General features: G+C 62.6%; 16 protein-coding genes and 2 pseudogenes. 10 read left to right on the top strand and 8 right to left on the bottom strand.

Annotated features, from left to right (window positions below):
• Nucleotides 1–72: 72 nt before the first annotated feature.
• Nucleotides 73–429, bottom strand: coding sequence for a DUF1493 family protein (locus tag AB4Y31_RS04375; RefSeq protein ID WP_368672854.1), 357 nt, complete (start codon nucleotides 427–429; stop codon nucleotides 73–75).
• Nucleotides 426–856, bottom strand: a pseudogene (locus AB4Y31_RS04380) (STM2901 family protein). The gene AB4Y31_RS04375 and the pseudogene AB4Y31_RS04380 overlap by 4 nt, the downstream one beginning before the upstream one ends.
• 213 nt (nucleotides 857–1,069) lie before the next feature.
• Between AB4Y31_RS04380 and AB4Y31_RS04385 the strand changes: the two are divergent.
• Nucleotides 1,070–1,930, top strand: a complete 861-nt coding sequence (locus tag AB4Y31_RS04385; RefSeq protein WP_368672855.1) for a class I SAM-dependent methyltransferase — start codon at nucleotides 1,070–1,072, stop codon at nucleotides 1,928–1,930.
• A 1-nt stretch (nucleotide 1,931) separates the two neighbouring features.
• On the opposite strand, the gene AB4Y31_RS04390 is transcribed toward AB4Y31_RS04385, so the two are convergent.
• The 5 genes and pseudogenes from AB4Y31_RS04390 to AB4Y31_RS04410 all read right to left on the bottom strand — a co-directional run bounded on the left by AB4Y31_RS04390 (nucleotide 1,932) and on the right by AB4Y31_RS04410 (nucleotide 4,775).
• The gene (locus AB4Y31_RS04390; RefSeq protein WP_368672856.1) at nucleotides 1,932–2,468 is read right to left on the bottom strand and encodes a chromate transporter; all 537 of its coding nucleotides are present in this window, start codon (nucleotides 2,466–2,468) and stop codon (nucleotides 1,932–1,934) included.
• Nucleotides 2,468–3,075, bottom strand: a pseudogene (locus tag AB4Y31_RS04395) (chromate transporter). The gene AB4Y31_RS04390 and the pseudogene AB4Y31_RS04395 overlap by 1 nt, the downstream one beginning before the upstream one ends.
• 114 nt (nucleotides 3,076–3,189) lie before the next feature.
• Nucleotides 3,190–3,867, bottom strand: a complete 678-nt coding sequence (locus AB4Y31_RS04400; RefSeq protein WP_368672857.1) for a nucleotidyl transferase AbiEii/AbiGii toxin family protein — start codon at nucleotides 3,865–3,867, stop codon at nucleotides 3,190–3,192.
• A complete protein-coding gene (locus tag AB4Y31_RS04405; RefSeq protein ID WP_368672858.1) occupies nucleotides 3,858–4,349 on the bottom strand; it encodes a helix-turn-helix transcriptional regulator in 492 nt (163 codons plus the stop codon). The genes AB4Y31_RS04400 and AB4Y31_RS04405 overlap by 10 nt, the downstream gene beginning before the upstream one ends.
• Nucleotides 4,350–4,433: 84 nt before the next feature.
• Nucleotides 4,434–4,775, bottom strand: a complete 342-nt coding sequence (locus AB4Y31_RS04410; protein WP_368672859.1) for a hypothetical protein — start codon at nucleotides 4,773–4,775, stop codon at nucleotides 4,434–4,436.
• A gap of 495 nt (nucleotides 4,776–5,270) precedes the next feature.
• Here AB4Y31_RS04410 and AB4Y31_RS04415 point away from each other — a divergent pair, with 495 nt between their 5' ends.
• The 6 genes from AB4Y31_RS04415 to AB4Y31_RS04440 all read left to right on the top strand — a co-directional run bounded on the left by AB4Y31_RS04415 (nucleotide 5,271) and on the right by AB4Y31_RS04440 (nucleotide 12,463).
• The gene (locus tag AB4Y31_RS04415; protein ID WP_368672860.1) at nucleotides 5,271–6,758 is read left to right on the top strand and encodes an MFS transporter; all 1,488 of its coding nucleotides are present in this window, start codon (nucleotides 5,271–5,273) and stop codon (nucleotides 6,756–6,758) included.
• 121 nt (nucleotides 6,759–6,879) lie between these two features.
• Nucleotides 6,880–7,665, top strand: coding sequence for a 5'/3'-nucleotidase SurE (gene surE / locus AB4Y31_RS04420; RefSeq protein WP_368672861.1), 786 nt, complete (start codon nucleotides 6,880–6,882; stop codon nucleotides 7,663–7,665).
• Between the two features lie 197 nt (nucleotides 7,666–7,862).
• Nucleotides 7,863–8,057: a hypothetical protein gene (locus AB4Y31_RS04425; protein ID WP_368672862.1), complete on the top strand. Its 195-nt coding sequence runs from the start codon at nucleotides 7,863–7,865 to the stop codon at nucleotides 8,055–8,057.
• Between the two features lie 477 nt (nucleotides 8,058–8,534).
• A complete protein-coding gene (locus AB4Y31_RS04430; RefSeq protein WP_368673446.1) occupies nucleotides 8,535–9,803 on the top strand; it encodes an MFS transporter in 1,269 nt (422 codons plus the stop codon).
• 107 nt (nucleotides 9,804–9,910) lie between these two features.
• The gene (locus AB4Y31_RS04435) at nucleotides 9,911–10,843 is read left to right on the top strand and encodes a LysR family transcriptional regulator (protein ID WP_368672863.1); all 933 of its coding nucleotides are present in this window, start codon (nucleotides 9,911–9,913) and stop codon (nucleotides 10,841–10,843) included.
• Nucleotides 10,844–10,930: 87 nt separating this feature from the next.
• The gene (locus AB4Y31_RS04440; protein ID WP_368672864.1) at nucleotides 10,931–12,463 is read left to right on the top strand and encodes an amidase; all 1,533 of its coding nucleotides are present in this window, start codon (nucleotides 10,931–10,933) and stop codon (nucleotides 12,461–12,463) included.
• A 57-nt stretch (nucleotides 12,464–12,520) separates the two neighbouring features.
• Here AB4Y31_RS04440 and AB4Y31_RS04445 read toward each other — a convergent pair whose 3' ends face one another.
• Complete coding sequence (locus AB4Y31_RS04445) at nucleotides 12,521–13,570, bottom strand: LacI family DNA-binding transcriptional regulator (protein WP_368672865.1); 1,050 nt, start codon at nucleotides 13,568–13,570, stop codon at nucleotides 12,521–12,523.
• Between the two features lie 313 nt (nucleotides 13,571–13,883).
• Between AB4Y31_RS04445 and AB4Y31_RS04450 the strand changes: the two genes are divergently transcribed.
• The 3 genes from AB4Y31_RS04450 to AB4Y31_RS04460 all read left to right on the top strand — a co-directional run bounded on the left by AB4Y31_RS04450 (nucleotide 13,884) and on the right by AB4Y31_RS04460 (nucleotide 18,455).
• A complete protein-coding gene (locus tag AB4Y31_RS04450) occupies nucleotides 13,884–15,083 on the top strand; it encodes an ABC transporter ATP-binding protein (protein WP_368672866.1) in 1,200 nt (399 codons plus the stop codon).
• 8 nt (nucleotides 15,084–15,091) lie between these two features.
• Complete coding sequence (locus AB4Y31_RS04455; RefSeq protein WP_368672867.1) at nucleotides 15,092–17,074, top strand: beta-galactosidase; 1,983 nt, start codon at nucleotides 15,092–15,094, stop codon at nucleotides 17,072–17,074.
• A gap of 109 nt (nucleotides 17,075–17,183) precedes the next feature.
• A complete protein-coding gene (locus AB4Y31_RS04460; protein WP_368672868.1) occupies nucleotides 17,184–18,455 on the top strand; it encodes an ABC transporter substrate-binding protein in 1,272 nt (423 codons plus the stop codon).
• Nucleotides 18,456–18,459: the final 4 nt, after the last annotated feature.

The raw sequence follows: 18,459 nt of genomic DNA on the forward strand, positions 1-18,459 counted from the left end.
ACTAGACGGGGAGGTGATGCAAAGTCTAGTAATCGGTGCAGCTTTTGCGGCTCTGCTGAGCGCTTGGGCGAGTCATAAGCGGGCCTTCTCTACCTCCTCAGAATCCCATCGTCCAAGACGTGCGGCTTCGACGAGCATGCCGATCGTGATGGAAACGCGGGCTAGCCCCTTGCGCCGCTTCCTGGAAAGCGCCGTCACGAGCATGAGCAGCAGACCGGAACCCTCGTCCATGAAGTAGCGCCCCGACGAGAAGTCGCCCTCGTCGACCTTGAAGTGGGCAAAGAAGGCGTCCATAAACATTTCGCCCTCGATGCCGGTGATGCCGAGATCATCTTCGAGCGTCGTGGTCGGCGCGATGACCTGGCTCTTCGACAGGCCGCGCTCGTGACGCACGAATGACTCGACTTCTTCCAACAGATGATCGCTCATAGCCGGTCCTCGGCCTTCACGAGCTGGTGGTAATGGACGGCGCTACGGTAGCTGATTATGGACACGTCGTAGGCGAGAATGACTTCGCCGATAACGGGAACGGTGCGGCCCACGAAGACGCCGATGTTGCGAGTCCAGAGGATTTTGAACCGCCTGACGCTACCGAGCGTGAGCGTTGGAAGAATGTTCTTCGCGATCGTGTAGTCCAGGTGCTTTCGGGCGACCCGTGACGCGATCGAGGTGCCGATGGTCGCGCCCTTCGGCTTGCGCCTCGTCGGTAGCAAGGCCAGCCGATGATCAACAGGGCCAATCCTGTCAGCTCGTCGACGCCGAAGTGCTTCGCGGCCTCATCGAGCATGACGAGAAAGAACAATTGCGGCGGCGTAAGGTCTGTGTGTGTGCCGTATGTATAAGTGTTGTTCGACACATTGGGTCCTCGGAGTCAATCAGGACGAGAACGTATCAGAACTCATTTCGCCTGAGAATAGACAAGACCGGCTACCTTGTTTGCTAGTAAGCTAGTGCAATGGCCGACGACGTAGTCAAGCAATTCCATATGTACCTCCCGGCCAGTTTGATCCGCGCGGGCAAGCATCGCGCGATCGAATCCGACCAATCTCTCTCATCGATAAGGGGGGCTATGAGCGAAGTGCGGGACGACGGCCCGGAGAGCACGGCCGCACGGGTCGCATTATGGCGAGCCCTTCATGTTCGGATCGATGCACCGCCGCACGTGCTCGATGACGACATTGGTCTTCGGCTGCTTGCACCGGATGCCGGCTGGCGGCAGCGTGGCGACATGAATCCCGAGTTCACTCGCCCATTTCGTGCATCGATCGTCGCGCGCGCTCGCTTCATCGAGGATCTTGTCGTCGAGCAAGCAGCGCACGGACTAACGCAGTACGTAATCCTCGGTGCTGGTCTCGACAGCTTTGCGCAGCGACGGCCGGACATTGCCGCTGGCTTGACGGTCTTCGAAGTCGATCGACCCGGCCCACAGAGGTGGAAGCGTCGGCGCTTGACCGATCTCGGCTTCGGCGTGCCCGATTGGTTGCGCTTCGTGCCCGTTGACTTCGAGGCGGGCGGATCATGGCGAGACGGACTGGCGGCAGCCGGCTTCGATGCAGGCAAGCCGGCCGTCGTGGTGTCGACGGGCGTCAGCATGTATCTGACGAAGGAGGCAAACGCGGCGGCGCTGCGTGAGGTCGCGGCGCTTGCACCTGGGTCCACGCTTGCAATGACATTCCTGCTGCCGCTGGAATTGGCGGACCCGGACGTGCGGCCAGGGCTCGAGATGGCCGCCAAGGGTGCGCAAGCCAGCGGCACGCCGTTCATCAGCTTCTTCACGCCGGCACAGATGTTGGCGTTGGCCAACGAGACGGGCTTCAGGGTCGCACTGCACGTGTCGGCAGATGACCTGACGCAGCGCTACTTCGCCGGCCGATCGGACGGCCTTCGTCCACCGAGCAACGCCGAAGAACTGCTAATCGCGACGACGTAGCTCAAAAGACCACACGAACTGCGACGAATATCGCCGCTCCCGCGGCGATCAGCAATAGCGCATTGATTCGCGTGCGCATCACGCAGACGGTCGAAATGGCTGCAAGCGCGCATGCCAACCATCCTCCGTCGAGTCCTTGCAGCAGCACATAGACCGAAGCGAGCAGCATGCCGGCCGCCACCGGCCGCAGTCCCGCTTCGAGCGCCATCTGCCAGCGCGCGCCTTGATGACGTCGCCACATATGAGCGACACCGTAGATGAGAAAGGCGGTGGGGCCGAATAGCGCGAGCGTCGCAATGACCGCGCCCCAAAGTCCAGCGACCTGCCAGCCGATCAGCGTCGCTAGCAGCGAGCCCGGGCCCGGCGCCATTCGCGCAATGGCGAAGTCGTTCATGAATTGGTCGGTCGTCATCCAATGATGGACATCGACCACCTGCCGCTGAATGTCGGCGATGATGGTTTGCCCGCCGCCGATCGTGGCGATCGAAAGCGGTGCGAATAGGGCGGCCAGTGCCGCGTAACGGCTTGTGCTCGACATCAGCGTTCGGCTGCCGACGATGAGGCGCCTGCACGCCGGTACTCGAGCGCAACGCTCACGCTTCCCGCGGCCAATACGGTCCAGACAAGTGGCCAATGCAGGAAGCCCACGGCGACGAACGTCAGGGCCGCCACCAAGAACGGAAATGTCCGGTGCGGGAGACGGCGCACGGCGGTTAGTGCCATCGATATTGATAGCCCAATAGCGGCAGCGGCTGCGCCTGCCAGCGCGACATGAGTCAACGAGAAACGCGCGAGCGTCGAGAACAATACGCCGAGCACGATGATGAGAAAGGCCGGGGGATGATGATGCCGGCAAAGCCTGCGACCGCGCCGCGCCAACCGCACAAGCGATAGCCGATCCAGATCGCGAGGTTTTTGACGTTGACGCCTGGGAGCGCTTGAGAGAGCGCCAGGCCGTTGAGAAACTCGTCTTCGTCGATCCAATGCCGTTCGTCGACGAACTCGCGCATCATCCGACCGCTGAGGCCGCCGCCAAAACTGGTCAGCCCGATCTGCGAAAAAACCAGAAAAAGCATCGACACACCGGGGCGAGGCGCGCCGCTCGTCAGCGGCTCAGACGGATCGGCGGGTTTCGGGTCGAGCATTGATTTCGCTGGCTGTGATGAAACGACTGCGATGGTACCGCCGATGCCTGACGATTTGCTTCCGGCTCCTTTGCGGGCCATTACCGATGATCGAAGCGGCGTGCCGGCGGCGCGTTACTGCGCAGGGAGGCTATCGAGATAATTGATGGCGACCTCGGCAGCATGTTCGAACGTGGGGTCGTAGTTCAACCGCTGAATGCTATTGAATTGAGTGATGAAGTTGGAGGTTGCTGTCCGCAGGTGATTGCGGAATACCTCGAGGTGACGACGCATGAAAGGAATTGCATTGGTCAGGGCCTCTGGCTCGCGTTCGATGACCATCGCCAAGTCGAATAAGTCCCGAGCTGTGGCGAGCGCTCCGCGGTGATACATCTTCTTGGCGACAATCTCAGCGGCTGTTTCGACGCGAACTTGCCGGCCGCACAGCTCCCAACGTTCGAAGGCTTTGTCATCGGGTAAGAGATTCGGTGAAGCAACAAAATCGATCTCACCCTCTTCGAGGATCAGCTTCACGAAGTTCGCTGCTTCGATGTACTGAGCGTTGCAGACTTCTTCCGCGACATCGCTCAGCCGCGGGTTCACGTAGTTGAGGCTCTGCGGATCAGGAACAAAAATGTCGATGTCCTTGCTGAAGCGATGCTCGTAGCGCAGCATCAACACCGTTCCTCCTCCGAACGTAAAAAACGGATTGGTTACGCCCCCGTGCTTCGATATTTCATCGGTTAAGGCGAGGGCCTGTGGCAAAAGCTGTTGCCACGGGCCCGGCATCAATTCTTCTTTCCTCAAAGCCAAAGCGCCCTCCGGTTGTCTGCGAGGATTGTCGCCAGCTTCGATACGTTGCGCCAAATATCGCCGGGGGCTTTGTGCTCGCGTGCCGCAGCTTCCTCGACGGCCATGACAACCAAGCTGACAGGGGCTTCGTCCAGGAGGTGTCCGATGTGCGCTTCATATCCGACAGGAGCGTGTCCGGTTGCCAGAGCCTGCTCGAGCATCTCTTCGGTAAGCTCACCAGCGTAGCTGACGCTTGACGTCTTCGCCGCCATCCATAGTCCGCGCTTGCGCTTCCTTGCTGCGAGCGATAGCTCTTCGATGCTGAGTCCCAACACGCTAAGAAGCTTGCCGATACGCTCGAATCCCAGGTCCTTCAGCGTACCGCCCTCGAGGCTTTGAATTGTTTGGCGGGAGAGGTGCGCGAGCTTGGCGAGCCGAGCTTGCGTGAGGCCGAGCGCCTCGCGCCGAACGCGGACCTGTCCACCTAACGTCCGGATATCCATGTCGATAGTCCTCCGAGGCCTTAGTATAGCTCGATGCCTAAAATATTTGACATTAGAGGCGAGAAGCCTACGGCGCGCACTTGGCTACTTTTTGATTTTCACTGTGCTTGCTGGCGCGCTCGCATGGCGTAGGAAGGGGCGGTCATCAAGCTCGGCACGTGCGTTGAGGATGGGCGGCTGCTTCAGTCCGACAAATCTCATGGCACCGACCAGGCTGGCTTGCCTCACGTTTCCTTGCAAAGGAAGCGGCGGCGGATAAGCGCGATTCGTATCGGGGTCGCTGTCGGCGTCGTCCGACGTCTCGGAGGACAGTGCTTGTCCGACACTGATACCCAACGTAAACCCTTCGCTTTCGAAGTAGTCGGTGAACGACAGAAACTGCAGGAACCAGACTATGCAGAGGACCGCGAGTGTCCCCATCGCCATGAGCGAAGCCCCGAAAAACGTTCTGTTCAATGGTTTGCTCCTTTGTACCGTGAGATTTGCCCCACGTCGCGAGCGTAATGGTGCCGGTATTCCTTGGGGTCGCAAGGCAAAAACACGGCGATCTTCGGCGTGGTGATTACAAAATCTTGCCCATTCTCGAATAGGCTCAATCACCGCAGCGGCTAAAGAGGCTCCAGCCTGAGCCGCCCAGCCTGGGCTGCGGGATGCACGCCAACGTCTCGTCAAATCTGAAAATCAATTGCGCGCCTTCCTTTGCACGCGCAATGGCAAGGCAACTGACGATCTGGGATAATGACGTGCTATCTATCGATATCGATAGCTTCTTCCGGACAAATTAAACGCTCATGGCTGCAATGCCGGCTGCACCCCACCTTTCATTTCTCAATCCACAGATCAAACACGCATTGAACGGGCGAGGCACCCGCGAAACTCGCGCCTACGCTCTCGCGATCGCAACGACGCGCGGAGGCGGCAATGGAGGGTACTGAAGGGCTCTCCGCGCCGGCTCGCGCCGCTTCCCCCGTCCGCTCGTTTCGCGAATTGCTGCTGGCGATGCTCGGCATCGGGCTCGTCAATATGCTCGTGGCGCTCGATCAAACGGTCGTCAGCACGGCATTGCCCTCGATCGTCGCCGACCTGAAGGGCGCGGAATACTACGCTTGGATCGCGAGCGTCTATTTGCTCGCATCGGTCGTCTCAGTGCCGATCTTCGGCCGGCTCGGCGACTACTTCGGTCGCAAGGGTTTCGTCATCGCGTCGATCACGACGTTTACGCTCGCATCCGCGTTATGCGGACTCGCTCCGAACGTCGAGACACTCGTGTTCGCGAGAGCGCTGCAGGGCGTCGGCGGCGGAATGATGGTCGGCACCGCCTTCGCTTCGATCCCCGATCTCTTTCCCGATCCGCACGCTCGTGTGCGCTGGCAGGTCGTCATGGCGGGCTCCTACGGGATCGCCACGGCGGCCGGACCGTTTCTCGGCGGATTCCTTAGTTCTACTTACGGTTGGCGCTCGACGTTCCTCGTCAACCTGCCGGTGGGCCTCGCCGGCCTTTACATCGTGATTCGCTATTTGCCACGTATCGCGCACGGCGGCAAGGCGCGCGCGAAGATAGATTGGCTCGGCGCGGCCTTTTTGTCGGTGCTGCTCGCGTCGCTGCAAATGGGCATCGAGCGCTTGCCGACGAACGGATTCGGCTTATCGACGCTGACGTTCTGCGCCATAGCGATCGGTTCATGCATCGCGCTGTACGCGTGGGAAAAGCGGCACGCCCAACCGATTTTGCCGATCGACTTGTTTGAGGATCGCGATCTCGTGCTGCTGTTTCTGCTTTCGTTCGCCGCCGGTTTCGCGATGTTTTCGATGTTGTTCTTCATGCCGCTGTTGCTGCAGACCGGTTTCGGCATGACGCCTCAAGCGGCGGGGCTCGCGGTGACGCCGCTACCGGTTTGTCTCGCGCTCGGCAGCATGGTGAACACGCGGATCGTCACGCGTCTGCGCGTACCGATGTCGATCGTCACGCTTGGTTATGCGCTGATCGGCGCGGGCTGCTTCGGGGCAACGCTGCTCGGCGGGACGAGCCCTCACCTGTTGGGCGCGGTCTCGATGGCCGCGGCAGGCGTCGGGCTCGGCTTCATCCTCAACAACCTGAATGTCTTCTCGCAGGAACTGAGCGGGCGCACGCGCTTTGGCATCATCACGGGCCTCATTCAGTCCACCCGAATGGTCGGCGGCATGCTCGGGACCGCCACGATCGGCACGCTTGTCGCGCGCAGTCTCGCGCGCCTCGTGGCCCACGCCAATCATGCTGCGCTCGAGCAGGGGCAAAGCGCCGTCGTGCATGCGATCCATATGGGTTTTTCGATCGACGTAGTCGTCATGTGCGGCGCGGTCTATTGCACGCGTCGTCTCGTCGGTGTGCGGCTGCGTCGATCCTCCGTGCAGAGTCCGTTGGCGGAATGACGGTGCGCCGCGCCGCGGCGGCCACGCTGGACTGAGCCCGAGACGAGCCGCAAGCCGCTTGCGTGGCTCGGCCGATGCGACAATTCGATTTTGCCATCCCTCATCGCCAAGGAATTCTTCGATGTCGTCCACCTCTTCGAAACTGCCCCGCGTACTGCTCACGAACGACGATGGAATCGATGCCCCCGGTCTTGCCGCACTCGAGGCGGTCGCGGCCGAGCTCGCGGACGAGGTCTGGGTCGTGGCGCCCGAGCACGATCAGAGCGGCACCTCGCATTCGATCAGCCTGCATTCACCGTTGCGCGTCAGTCGGCAAGGCGACCGCCGGTTCGGCGTCGCGGGCACGCCCGGCGATTGTGTCGTGATGGCCGTGCGTCATCTGATGGTGGACCATCCGCCGACGCTCGTGCTTTCCGGCATCAACCGCGGGGGCAATCTCGGTGTCGAGACGATGTTTTCCGGGACGGTCGGCGCCGCGATGACGGGTCTGTTGCTCGGACTTCCTTCGATCGCGTTGAGCCAGACTTTTACCGATAGCAAGAAGGTGCGGTGGGATACGGCACGCGCGCTTGCGCCCGGCGTCATTCGTCGGTTGCTCGATGTCTCCCACGCGGAGCCCGTTTGCCTCAATGTGAACTTCCCCGATGCGGATGCGGCCGCGGCGGGGCCGTTGTCGGTCACGCGTCAAGGCCCCGGCCTCGTGCAAGGTATCAATGTGCTCCCGAACGTCGATCCGCGCGGCATCGACTATTTCTGGATGAGATTTCAGCGTGGCCCCCGTGAGAACGGACCGGATACGGAGACGGCGGTCGTGGCCGCGGGCGGTATCTCCGTCACGCCGCTCGCATTCGAGCGTACGGACGAGCGCGCGTTTACGGTGCTTGCCGACGCGTTGCGGACTAACTGACTGAACGGCGGGCGGCACGGACGCCTCGCGCGAGCGCGGCGCGTACCGGCTTGGCGCCGCACCGCCGGAAGCGGTTCTCAACAAAGCGGCGAGGCGGCCGCTCGCCCAGGGATTCGTCTAAGGGTAAATAACTAGGTATAAACCCTAGATCGTGCTATGATTGGCGCTCGTATAGGTAAGCCAGTCGTCACGTCCCGATGAAAACCTTCGAAAAATTTGCCTTTTCGCTCGTCACGATGTTCGGTCTGATGTGCTTTGCTGTCGTCGTCTACGGCAGCAGTCCCGATGCGCGCGATGCGGTTCATGAAGTGATCCATGCCAGCGAGAATTGGCCGGCTTCCGCTTGCTCGATGAGCCCCACCGACCCGTGCACGATGTATTGGCTCAACTGAGCGGCTTGTCGCTTCTTCGCCATTGCTGTTGGCTACTGCTTCGGGCGCGAATCGCCCGGGGTTCGCCCTTTCGCCTCGTCTGTCCCGTCGTGCGATGACCGCAGGGTGCGGTGTCCAATGAGGCGCCGCGCGCTTTTCCACGCTCCTGCGGTAATCGCCTAGGTCTTCTCCCCGAGATTCGCGCCGAATCGCGGCCACGGTTTTGAAGGCCAGCGACTCCTCCGTACTTTCCCGCCTTCGGTCAAGAAGTGAACGGCCCGCGTAGCGGCGCCGTCGTCACCGCCGTCACCATTTCCCGCGATCGGTGCCGAGTTCGCCTTCGCCGATGAGTTTCCGAGAACGAAGCATTCGGAAATTGTCACTTGTTCGCGCCTTTATGGCTTCTTAGGATCGGTTGGACCAGTCGCGATGTAGCGCGCCGCCGATTACAGAGCTCGCTTGCATCGATTTCCCACGGACTTTTCGGGTCTCTTCGACATGATCGATGCAAACACGAGTCGTCGCGCGCGTCTTTGGGTATTCGTGCTGCTCTATGCGGGGTTCTGCATCTCGTATATCGACCGGGCGGCCATTTCCATCTCGCTCGTTCATATCGGAAGGGACTTTCATCTGAGTCCCGCGGCGCTCGGCGTCGTGCTGAGCGCGTTCTACCTGAGCTATGCCGCGATGCAGATTCCCGGGGGATGGATCGCCGATCGCTGGGGCAGCAAAAGCGTTATCGTCGCCTCGATCGCATTCTGGTCGCTCTTTACCCTCTTGACTGGGTTCGCCTGGTCCCTCGTCTCGCTGATCGTCATTCGCTTCGTTTTCGGACTGGGCGAGGGCGGATATCCGTCCGCATCCGTGAAAGGCATCGCCGAGATTTATCCGCGCGCGGACCGACCCAAATTGGCGGCGCTGCTGGTCTCGTCCAATTACGTCGGCAGCTTCATCGCGCCGCTCGTCGTTGCGCCGCTCATTCTCGCATTGGGGTGGCGGCATGCGTTCGCCGCGATCGGCATCGCGGGCATCGTATTCGCGCTTGTCTATCTGATTTTCGTGAAGGGGACGGGGCGGACGCGCGCAAGCGCGAGTGCGGGCGATCTGGCCGCCTCGATGGCGGCTACCGGTACCGCACGGCGAGAAGCGGCGACGACCCGCGCATTGCTGAAGATGCCGCTGATGTGGAAGATCCTGACGGTCTGGTTCGGAATGGGAATCGTCAACAAGGGCCTCGACGCATGGATGCCTGCGTATCTGCTGACCGTACGTCATTTGGATCTGAAGGCCGTCGGAATGCTGACGCCGTTGCCGTTCGTCGCCGCCAGCATTTCGACGGCGCTAGGGGGATGGGTGATGACCCGCTTCTTCGACGGCAAGGAAAAGCTGTTGACGATGGGCTGCTGTGCGGTGACAGGCTTCTTTCTCTACAAGATGTATACGGCTCAGTCGGTCGCGGGAGTCATTGCATTCCAGTCGATCGTCTATTTCTTCAAGTCGGTCGTGCTGGCTGTCGTGATGGCGCTACCGACGAAGATCCTGCCGCAGCGGCTCGTCGGAACAGGAATAGGGATGGTCAACTTCGGCGGACAGCTGGCCGGATTCGTCGCGCCGCTCGTGATGGGGTTGCTCGTTTCGCTCTACCACAGCTTCGATGCGGCATTCGCATTCCTGATAGCCGCGACTGTCGTCGCTACGTTGGTCAGCCTCTCCATCCAGACCAGCAAGATACGCGACGTGCACGCAGCAACTGCGCAGGAGGCCTGACGCTCCACTCGCGCTTCACTCGCTTGCATACGCGAATCGCCGGCGTTGCTTTGGCCGCGCACGATGAGGCTATGATGTGTGCATTCTCATCGACGCGATGATTGCCCATGAGCGCCCGAATTCTGCAGGAGGCCGCGGTTCGCTATTTCCTCGAGGTCGTCAACACGGGGTCGATCAGCGATGCGGCGAATCGCCTGCATGTCGTGCCTTCGGCCGTTAGCCGTCAGATCGGTCGGCTCGAAAGCGAGCTGAACGTGACGCTCTTCGAGCGGCAATCGCGCGGCATGGTACCGAGCAAGGCGGGCGAACTGCTTGCTGCCTACGCGCGCCGCTCGCTGCTCGACGCGGAGCAAGTGACGATCGAAATCGAAGCCTTGCGCGATGACGCCGAGCATGCGATTCGGGTCGCCTGCACCGAAGGATTCGTGGGTGGCTTTCTGCCACGGGCGATGAGCGACTTTCGGCGCGCCGAGCCGGCCGCCCGCTTCGAGCTCGTCGTCGATTCGGCGAGCGGTGTCACGCGGCGCGTGCGAGAGGCCGATGTCGACGTCGGTCTCACGTTCAGCTTCGGCCCGGCCGCCGACATTCACGTCGCTCATGCACTGCCGTCCCCGATCCTCGCGGTCGTGGCCGCCGGGCATCCGCTCGCAGCAGCGCAATCGGTGTCGTTTCGCGAACTGCTCACCTATCCGCTCGCGATTCCGGGACCGAACTCGACGTTGCGCAAGCTGATCGACATCTACTGCAGCCGGGAAGGGACCACCTATAAGAGCGTGCTCAGCAGCGAGACGCTGGAGGCGCTGCTTCGCTTCGCGCTTGCCAGCGATGCGATCACGTTCTGCGGCGAGCTCGTCATTCGCGATCGGCTGGCTTCCGGGCAACTGATCGCTGTGCGCGTCCCCGAGCTCGCTGTCAGCGATAGGACGGTCGAGGTGCAGACGCTGGCGCGGCGGCAAATACCTCCGTTGTTGCAAGCGTTCATCGATTTGCTCGGCCGTGAATTGATTGTCGATCGGGCCGGCGCCGTTGTCCAAAAGTAACGGCTCCCTTCGCGAATCGTCACTGGTTCATCCGTGGCGGTTCCGCTACATTCGGAGCGATGTTTCTTCGCGAGGAATACGTAGAAGATGTCCGATACCAACGAATTGCTCGGTGCGAGCGCGGTCGCGCTTGGCGCGATGCTCGATACGCGTCGCATTTCGGCTGTCGAACTGCTCGAGGCCTGCATCGAGCGTATCGAAGCGCTGAACCCCAAGATCAACGCGTTTACGGCGACCTGCTATGCGCGCGCACGCCGCGAGGCCGCCGCCGCGGATGCCGCTTTCGCCAGAGGCGAGCGCAAGGGTCTTTTGCAGGGGTTGCCGATCGGCATCAAGGATCTCGAAGAAACCGAAGGACTCCTCACGACCTACGGATCGCCGCTATTTCGCGATCACGTGCCTTCGACGGACAACGTCTTTGTCAGACGTCTGCGCGAAGCCGGGGCAATCGTGGTCGGCAAGACCAACGTGCCGGAAATGGGCGCTGGAGCGAACACGTTCAATCCCGTTTGGGGCGCGACGGGCAATCCGTTCGATCCGCGCCTCAATGCCGGCGGCTCGTCGGGCGGCTCGGCGGCCGCGTTGGCTGTCGATATGGTGCCGATCGCGAGCGGATCCGATACGGGCGGCTCGCTGCGCATTCCGGCGGCCAAGTGCGGCGTGGTCGGCTTGAGGACATCGCCGGGGTTGGTGCCGAGCGAACGAAAGCCGCTCGGGTGGACGCCGCTCGCGGTGGTCGGGCCGATGGCGCGCAATGTCGAGGATGCGTGGCTGCAATTGGCCGCCACCGCCGGGATGTCGGGCACCGATCCATTGAGCTATCCGCTTCCGATGCCGCAAGCTGGGCAAAATGGCGCGTTGCCGTGCGCGGATCTCTCGCGGTTGCGCGTCGGCTACACAGAAGACTTCGGAGTTTGCGAAGTCGATGATGCCATTCGAGAAGTCTTCCGCGCGAAGGTGCGTGCGCTGGGCAGTCACTTCGCGCTGTGCGAGCCCGTCGATTTCGACCTGGCGGATGCGCACCGCACATTCGATGTGCTGCGCGCAGAGGCGTTCGTCGCGGGCCTGCAGCAAGCCTACGAGCGCGATCCCGATTCGCTCGGCCCTAATCCGCGCGCGAACTACGAGATGGGCGCGAGCCTGTCGTTACGCGATTGCGTGTGGGCTCATGCGGCGCAAACACGCTTGTTCCGGCAATTCCAGCGGCTTTTCGACCGCTACGATCTGATCTTGTCGCCGACGACGCCCGTCTCACCGTTTCCCTGGGCGCAGCCTCATGCGAAGGTGATCAATGGTGTCACGCTCGACAACTATTACCGGTGGCTCGCCCTGACGTACGTCGTGACGCTCGTCACGAACCCCGCGTTGTCGCTGCCGTGCGGCCTCGATCATGCGGGCATGCCGTTCGGCCTGCAGGTCATCGGGCGTTTCCGCGGCGATTTCGAGCTGTTGAGCGCCGCGCGCGCATTGGAGGCGGTCTGCGATGCATCGCCTCTCACGCGCCGCCCCACACCCGATATCGCCCGGCTCCTGCGCTCGGATGTCGATTTGCGGACGCTCGTCACGCATCCGCCGGGGCAAGGCGGTGCTGCCGGCACGAAGGCTGCCGCCGCCGTTTGATCGGACGGAGTTGATCGAGACAACCGGCCGTTCTCGCGCTGGCCGTGGGCGGCTCCATCATCTGCTGCGCGAAGGGCGCCTCGCGCTTCGCGGCGGCGCCGTCGAGGCGCGTACGACGAGCCGCGGCGGCGAGGTTTCGCAGAGGGCCGGCGCCGCATCGGATGGCCGTGTGCCGGCCGCGATTAGTTCGCGCAGCAGGGTGACGGCGAGCTCGGCCGCCTCGGCTGTCGGTACGGCGACCGTCGTCAACGCGGGCCGCGACTCGCGGGCGAGCTGAATGTCGGTGATGCCGGTGACCGACAGATCGCCGGGTACCGCGAGCCCGAGATCGGCGGCAGCGTGAATGGCGCCGAGCGCGGGCAGATCGTTAGTCGCGAAGAGCGCTGTAATCTCGGGGTTGGCGCTCAGAAGTTCATGCGCGGCCGCATAGCCGCCTTGGACGGTGTCGGGCGCGTGCCGGACATGCTCCGCGTGGACCGTCAGGTGAGCCGCCTTCATCGCCGCGACGAACCCTTCATAGCGCGGCGCGTGAATTCCCGAGACCTTGCTGCCGACGATCGCGCCGATTCGGCGATGGCCGAGCTCGATCAGGTGCGAGGCGGCCAGCCGGCCCGCCAGCCCAAAATCGACCGCGACGCTCGGCAGCCCCGGCGGATCGTTCGGCTTCTCCCACATGCAGAGCACAACGGGGGCGCCGCGCGCCTCGGTCAGATGCAAATCGGCGAAGTCGAGGTTAGCGTTCATCACGAGCACGCCTTCCGAGAGCGTGCCCGCGATCTGATCGAGATAGGCGCGGCCCATCAACGGATCTTCGTTCGTATTGCAGATGATGACGAAGTGACCGCTCGCGCGCGCGGCGCGCTCGACGGCAAGCGCGAACTCCGGGTAAAACGGATTGGCGATGCTCGAAACCATCAAGGCGAGGGTCGGTGCGCGCCCTTCGGCCAGCGCGCGTGCCGCCAGGTGGGGGCGGTAGCCGAGCGCGTCGATGGCATCGAGCACGCGCTGGCGAGTCTCGGCGCCGACGCGTCCGCGACTGCGCAGGACATTCGATACGGTGGCGGGCGTCACGCCGGCGTGACGAGCGACTTCATTGATCGTGGTCATTTCAGTGCGTGCGTGCCGGAGGCGACGGCAGCGCATGACGTGTGCGTGGGGATTGTTTCATTATTTGGGACGCCTAACCAAAGTTTGCAGATCGCCCGAACTATCGGCACCATGCGGACACAGACGAACGAACGATATCGGAGACAGCTTTGCAGGGCAGGGGCTTGGGCAGGCGCGAACGGCGCAAGCTCCGGTCAGACGTCTTGCAGAGCACGCGACAGGCACGATCTCTCGCCCAGAGATCGATTTTAAGCACCTGTTGGTTAAGCGCTTAATCTCCGACTTCGACCGATTAAATCACGGAGTCGATGCAATGGCGAGCATTTCGTTGAAGGGCGTGAGCAAAGCGTACGGCGAGGCCGCTCCGGTCGTGCGGAACGTCGACCTGGAGATTGGCGCCAACGAGTTCTGCGTGTTTCTCGGCCCATCCGGCTGCGGCAAATCCACCTTGCTGCGAATGATTGCCGGCTTGGAGGACCTGACGGAAGGGGAGGTGGCGATCGGCTCGCGCGTGGTCAACGACGTGCCGGCCGCCGAGCGTGGCGTCGCGATGGTGTTTCAAAGCTACGCGCTCTTTCCGCATATGACCGTCTTCGAGAACATGGCGTTCGGACTCAAGCTCGCCAAGACACCGAAGGCCGAAATCGACCGGCGCGTGCGCGAAGCCGCGCGCGTCCTTCAGCTCGAAACGTTGCTCGACAGGCGGCCGAAGGCGCTCTCGGGCGGGCAGCGCCAGCGCGTCGCGATCGGGCGTGCGATCGTGCGCGAGCCCGGCGTGTTTCTTTTCGACGAGCCGCTCTCGAATCTCGATGCGACGTTGCGTGGGCAGACGCGCGTCGAAATCGCACGGCTTCACCGGCAGTTCGCGAAGGCGAGCGTCGTCTATGTGACGCACGACCAGATCGAGGCGATGACGCTCGCCGACAAAATCGTCCTTCTCCATACGGGCAACGATACGCAACGATACGGCAGCATCGCGCAGATCGGCGCGCCGCTCGAGCTCTATCATCGGCCCGCGAGCCGGTTCGTTGCCGGTTTCATCGGCTCGCCCAGAATGAACTTCCTGCCGGCGACGATCGAGTCGGCCGATTCGACGGGCGTCACAGTCACGCTCGTGCGCACGAGCGAGCGTGTGCGCCTCCCGCTCGATGGCAGCGCGTTGGAGAGCGGTCAGCCAGTGACACTCGGCGTGCGGCCCGAACACCTACGGCTCGGCGATCCTATCGACGATAAGGAGTCCTTATCATCGACGACCGGGCAAGCAGCGGGTGGCCGCGATCCGCTGCGCCTGACTCGCCCGATCGCGCTCGTCGAACGGCTCGGCGAGCAGAGCTACGTGCATCTCGATCAGCCCGACGGCGCGGTCCTGATCGCGAAGGTCGCCGGCAACGCGCTCGTTGCGCGAGGCGAGCGCGCGTCGTTCACGGCCGATGCGTCGGCTTGCCATCTTTTTACCGAGGACGGCTTTGCGGTCAGGCCGCTTCATCCCCAACGATCCGAACATTACGCTTGAGGACAACGATGCATCTCGGAGTCTGTTACTACCCGGAACATTGGCCGCAGTCGATGTGGGAAGACGACGCCCGGCGCATGAAGGCGCTCGGGATCGCGCGTGTGCGCATCGCGGAATTTGCCTGGAGCAGGATCGAGCCGTCGCCGGGCGAATACGATTGGGCCTGGCTCGATCGCGCCGTCGATACGCTCGGTCGCGCGGGCCTCGAGATCGTCATGTGCACGCCGACGGCGACGCCGCCGAAATGGCTCATCGACAAGCATCCCGACATCCTGCCCGTCGGCGCCGATGGGCGTCCGCGCGTCTTCGGCTCGCGCCGCCACTACGATTTCTCGTCGCCGTCCTACTTCGAAGCCGCGCGTCGCATCTGCACGGCTGTCGCCGCACGCTACGGACGGCATCCGGCCGTGGCCTTCTGGCAGACGGATAACGAATACGGCTGCCATCAAACCGTCGTCAGCTACTCGTCCGCGGCCGTCGCTCGGTTTCGCGACTGGCTGCGCGCGCGGTATGGTTCGATCGACGCCCTCAATCGTGCTTGGGGAACCGTGTTCTGGAGCATGGAGTATCGCGACTTCGACGAAATCGACGCGCCGGTTGCGACCGTCACCGAAGCGCATCCGTCGCATCGGCTCGACTACCGCCGTTTCGCTTCGGACGAGCTCGCGCGTTTCAACCGCATGCAGGTCGAGATCATCCGCGAACATTCGCCGGGCCGACCCGTCGCGCACAACTTCATGCAGCTTTTCACCGAGTTCGACCATTACAAGGTGGCGGCCGATCTCGACATCGCGGCGTGGGACAGCTATCCGCTCGGCGCGCTCGAGGAGCTCTGGTTCGATCCGGCCGTGAAGTCGCGCTGGTTGCGCACGGGGCATCCCGATTTCGCTTCGTTCAATCACGATGTCTATCGCGGCATGTCGAAGCTGCCGTTCTGGGTCATGGAGCAGCAGCCAGGCCCCGTCAACTGGGCGCATTGGAATCCGTCGCCGCTGCCGGGCATGGTGCGGCTATGGAGCTGGGAGGCATTCGCGCACGGCGCAGGTTGCGTGTCGTATTTCCGCTGGCGTCAGGCGCCGTTTGCGCAAGAGCAGATGCATGCGGGGCTCAATACGCCCGACAACCGGCTCGATATCGGCGGCACGGAGGCAAGCCGCGTCGCTGACGAGGTCAAGGCGTTGCTCGAGGCACAGAAAGGTGCGACGGCCGAGGTGCGCGGCCAAGTGGCGCTCGTCTATGACTACACGGCCAAGTGGCTCTTCGAAGTCCATCCGCAAGGCGCCGATTTCCACTACCCGCGCTTCGCGTTCGAGTACTACTCGGCCCTGCGATCGCTCGGCCTCGACGTCGATATCGTATCGGCGGACGCGCCGCTCGACGGCTATCGGATGATCGTCGTGCCGCCGTTGCCGATCGTCCCGCCTGACCTCGCCGCGCGGCTCGCGCGCTCCGGCGCGCAGATCGTCATCGGGCCTCGAACCGGCTCGAAGACCATCGATCTTCAGATTCCGCCGAACCTGCCGCCCGGTGTGCTCGCGGACGCTTTATCGTTGCGCGTATGGCGCGTCGAATCGTTGCGGCCGAACGTGACGCCCGCCGTTCGCGAGAAGGATGCGGGTGAGGACTCGCGCATCGGTCACAGTCGGCATTGGCGCGATCTCGTCGAGCTTGCCGACGGTGCACGGCACGACGTGCGCGCCGTCTTCGAGGATGATCACCCGGCCTACGTTCGGTGCGGCGCGTTTCATTACTTCGCGAGCGTTTTCGACGACGCATTGACGACGCGCTGGTTCTCGGAGATCGCGGCCGCGGCGGGACTGTCAGTCACGCCGCTCGCGGATGGCGTACGCGTGAGCCGCCGTGGCGGACTCACCTACGTTTTTAACTATGGCGACCGTCCTCATTCGATCGAAGGCGTCGATGCGTCGGCGTTCGTACTGGGCACCGGCGAGGTCGAGCCGCGCGGTGTGTCGATCTACCGAACTGCATGAGGTTGACGGACGTCGATCGCGCCGACGTCCGAAATCGAGGAAGTAGTAAAGGGTCGCGAGAGACCGCATGTGGCCGCAAAGCGAGGCCAACAACATCAAAGGAGACAGCATGAAGCATTCTTCAAACCGCTCGCGTTTCGGCCGCACCGCCATTGCGGCCGCCCTGGTCGCGGCCGCGACCGCCGGGTCCTGGTACGCGAACGATGCGCACGCCGGCGAGCTCGATATCAACATTGCCTACAAGGGGGCGAGCCAGCGCGCGGTCTGGCAGAAGGTGCTCGACGAGTTCAAGGCGGCGCATCCCGATATCGACGTGAAAGTCGCGTTCGTCGAGGAAGAGGCCTACAAGGTGCAGCTCCCGTCCTGGCTCACTACTGTATCGCCCGATATCGTCAACTGGCATGACGGCGAGCGGATGGCCTATTACGCGAAGCGCGGCCTCTTCGACGACCTGAGCGGCCAGTGGTCGAAGGACGGCTGGGACAGCATGTATGCGTCGACGAAGGAAGCGTCCTCGTTTAAAGGCAAGCAGTACGCGGCGCCCACCTTCTATTATTCGTGGGGCCTCTTCTATCGAAAAGACTTGTTCCAGAAGGCCGGCATTGCTTCGGAGCCCAAAACGTGGCCCGAGTTTCTCGACGCCTGCAAGAAGCTGAAAGCGGCGGGCATTACGCCGATCGCGGTGGCGGGGCGCGATGCATGGACGCTCGCCGGCTGGTTTGACTATCTCGACTTGCGGCTGAACGGCAACGCGTTTCATCAAAAGCTGATGGCGGGCGAAGTGCCCTATACCGACCCGCGCGTGAAGAAGGTCTATACGACGTGGAAGCAGTTGCTCGACGATCACGACTTCATCGACAATTCGCTCTCGTACGATCTCGATTCCGCACAGCCGTTCCTGTTCCAGGGCAAGGCGGCGATGATGCTGATGGGCACGTTCATCAGCGCGGGCTTCCCGGCCGACGTGAAGCCGAAAATGGGCTACTTCCAGTTTCCGATCATCGATCCCAACGTGCCGACGGCTGAAGACGGTCCGGTCGAATCGCTGCACATCCCGGCGCATGCGAAGCACAAGGCCGAGGCGCAGGCGTTCCTCGCCTTCACGGAGACGCCGAAGATCAGTGCTGAGTTGGCTTACGGGATGGGCTCGCTTCCGGCGAACAGCCAGTCCGCCGAGCCTGAAGACCCGATTTCGAAGGTCGGCTTCCAGATCCTCTCGAACACGAAGGGCGGCATCGCGCAGTTCTATGATCGCGACATGACGAAGGAGATGGCGGACGAGGGCATGAAGGGCATGCAGCAGTTCGTCGCCGATCCGACGAAGCTCGATGACGTCCTGGCGCAACTCGAGCAGGCACGCAAGCGGATCTATAAGAAGTAGGCTT

Source organism: Trinickia sp. EG282A, assembly GCF_040965455.1.
In the GTDB taxonomy this organism is placed as follows: Bacteria; Pseudomonadota; Gammaproteobacteria; order Burkholderiales; family Burkholderiaceae; genus Trinickia; species Trinickia symbiotica.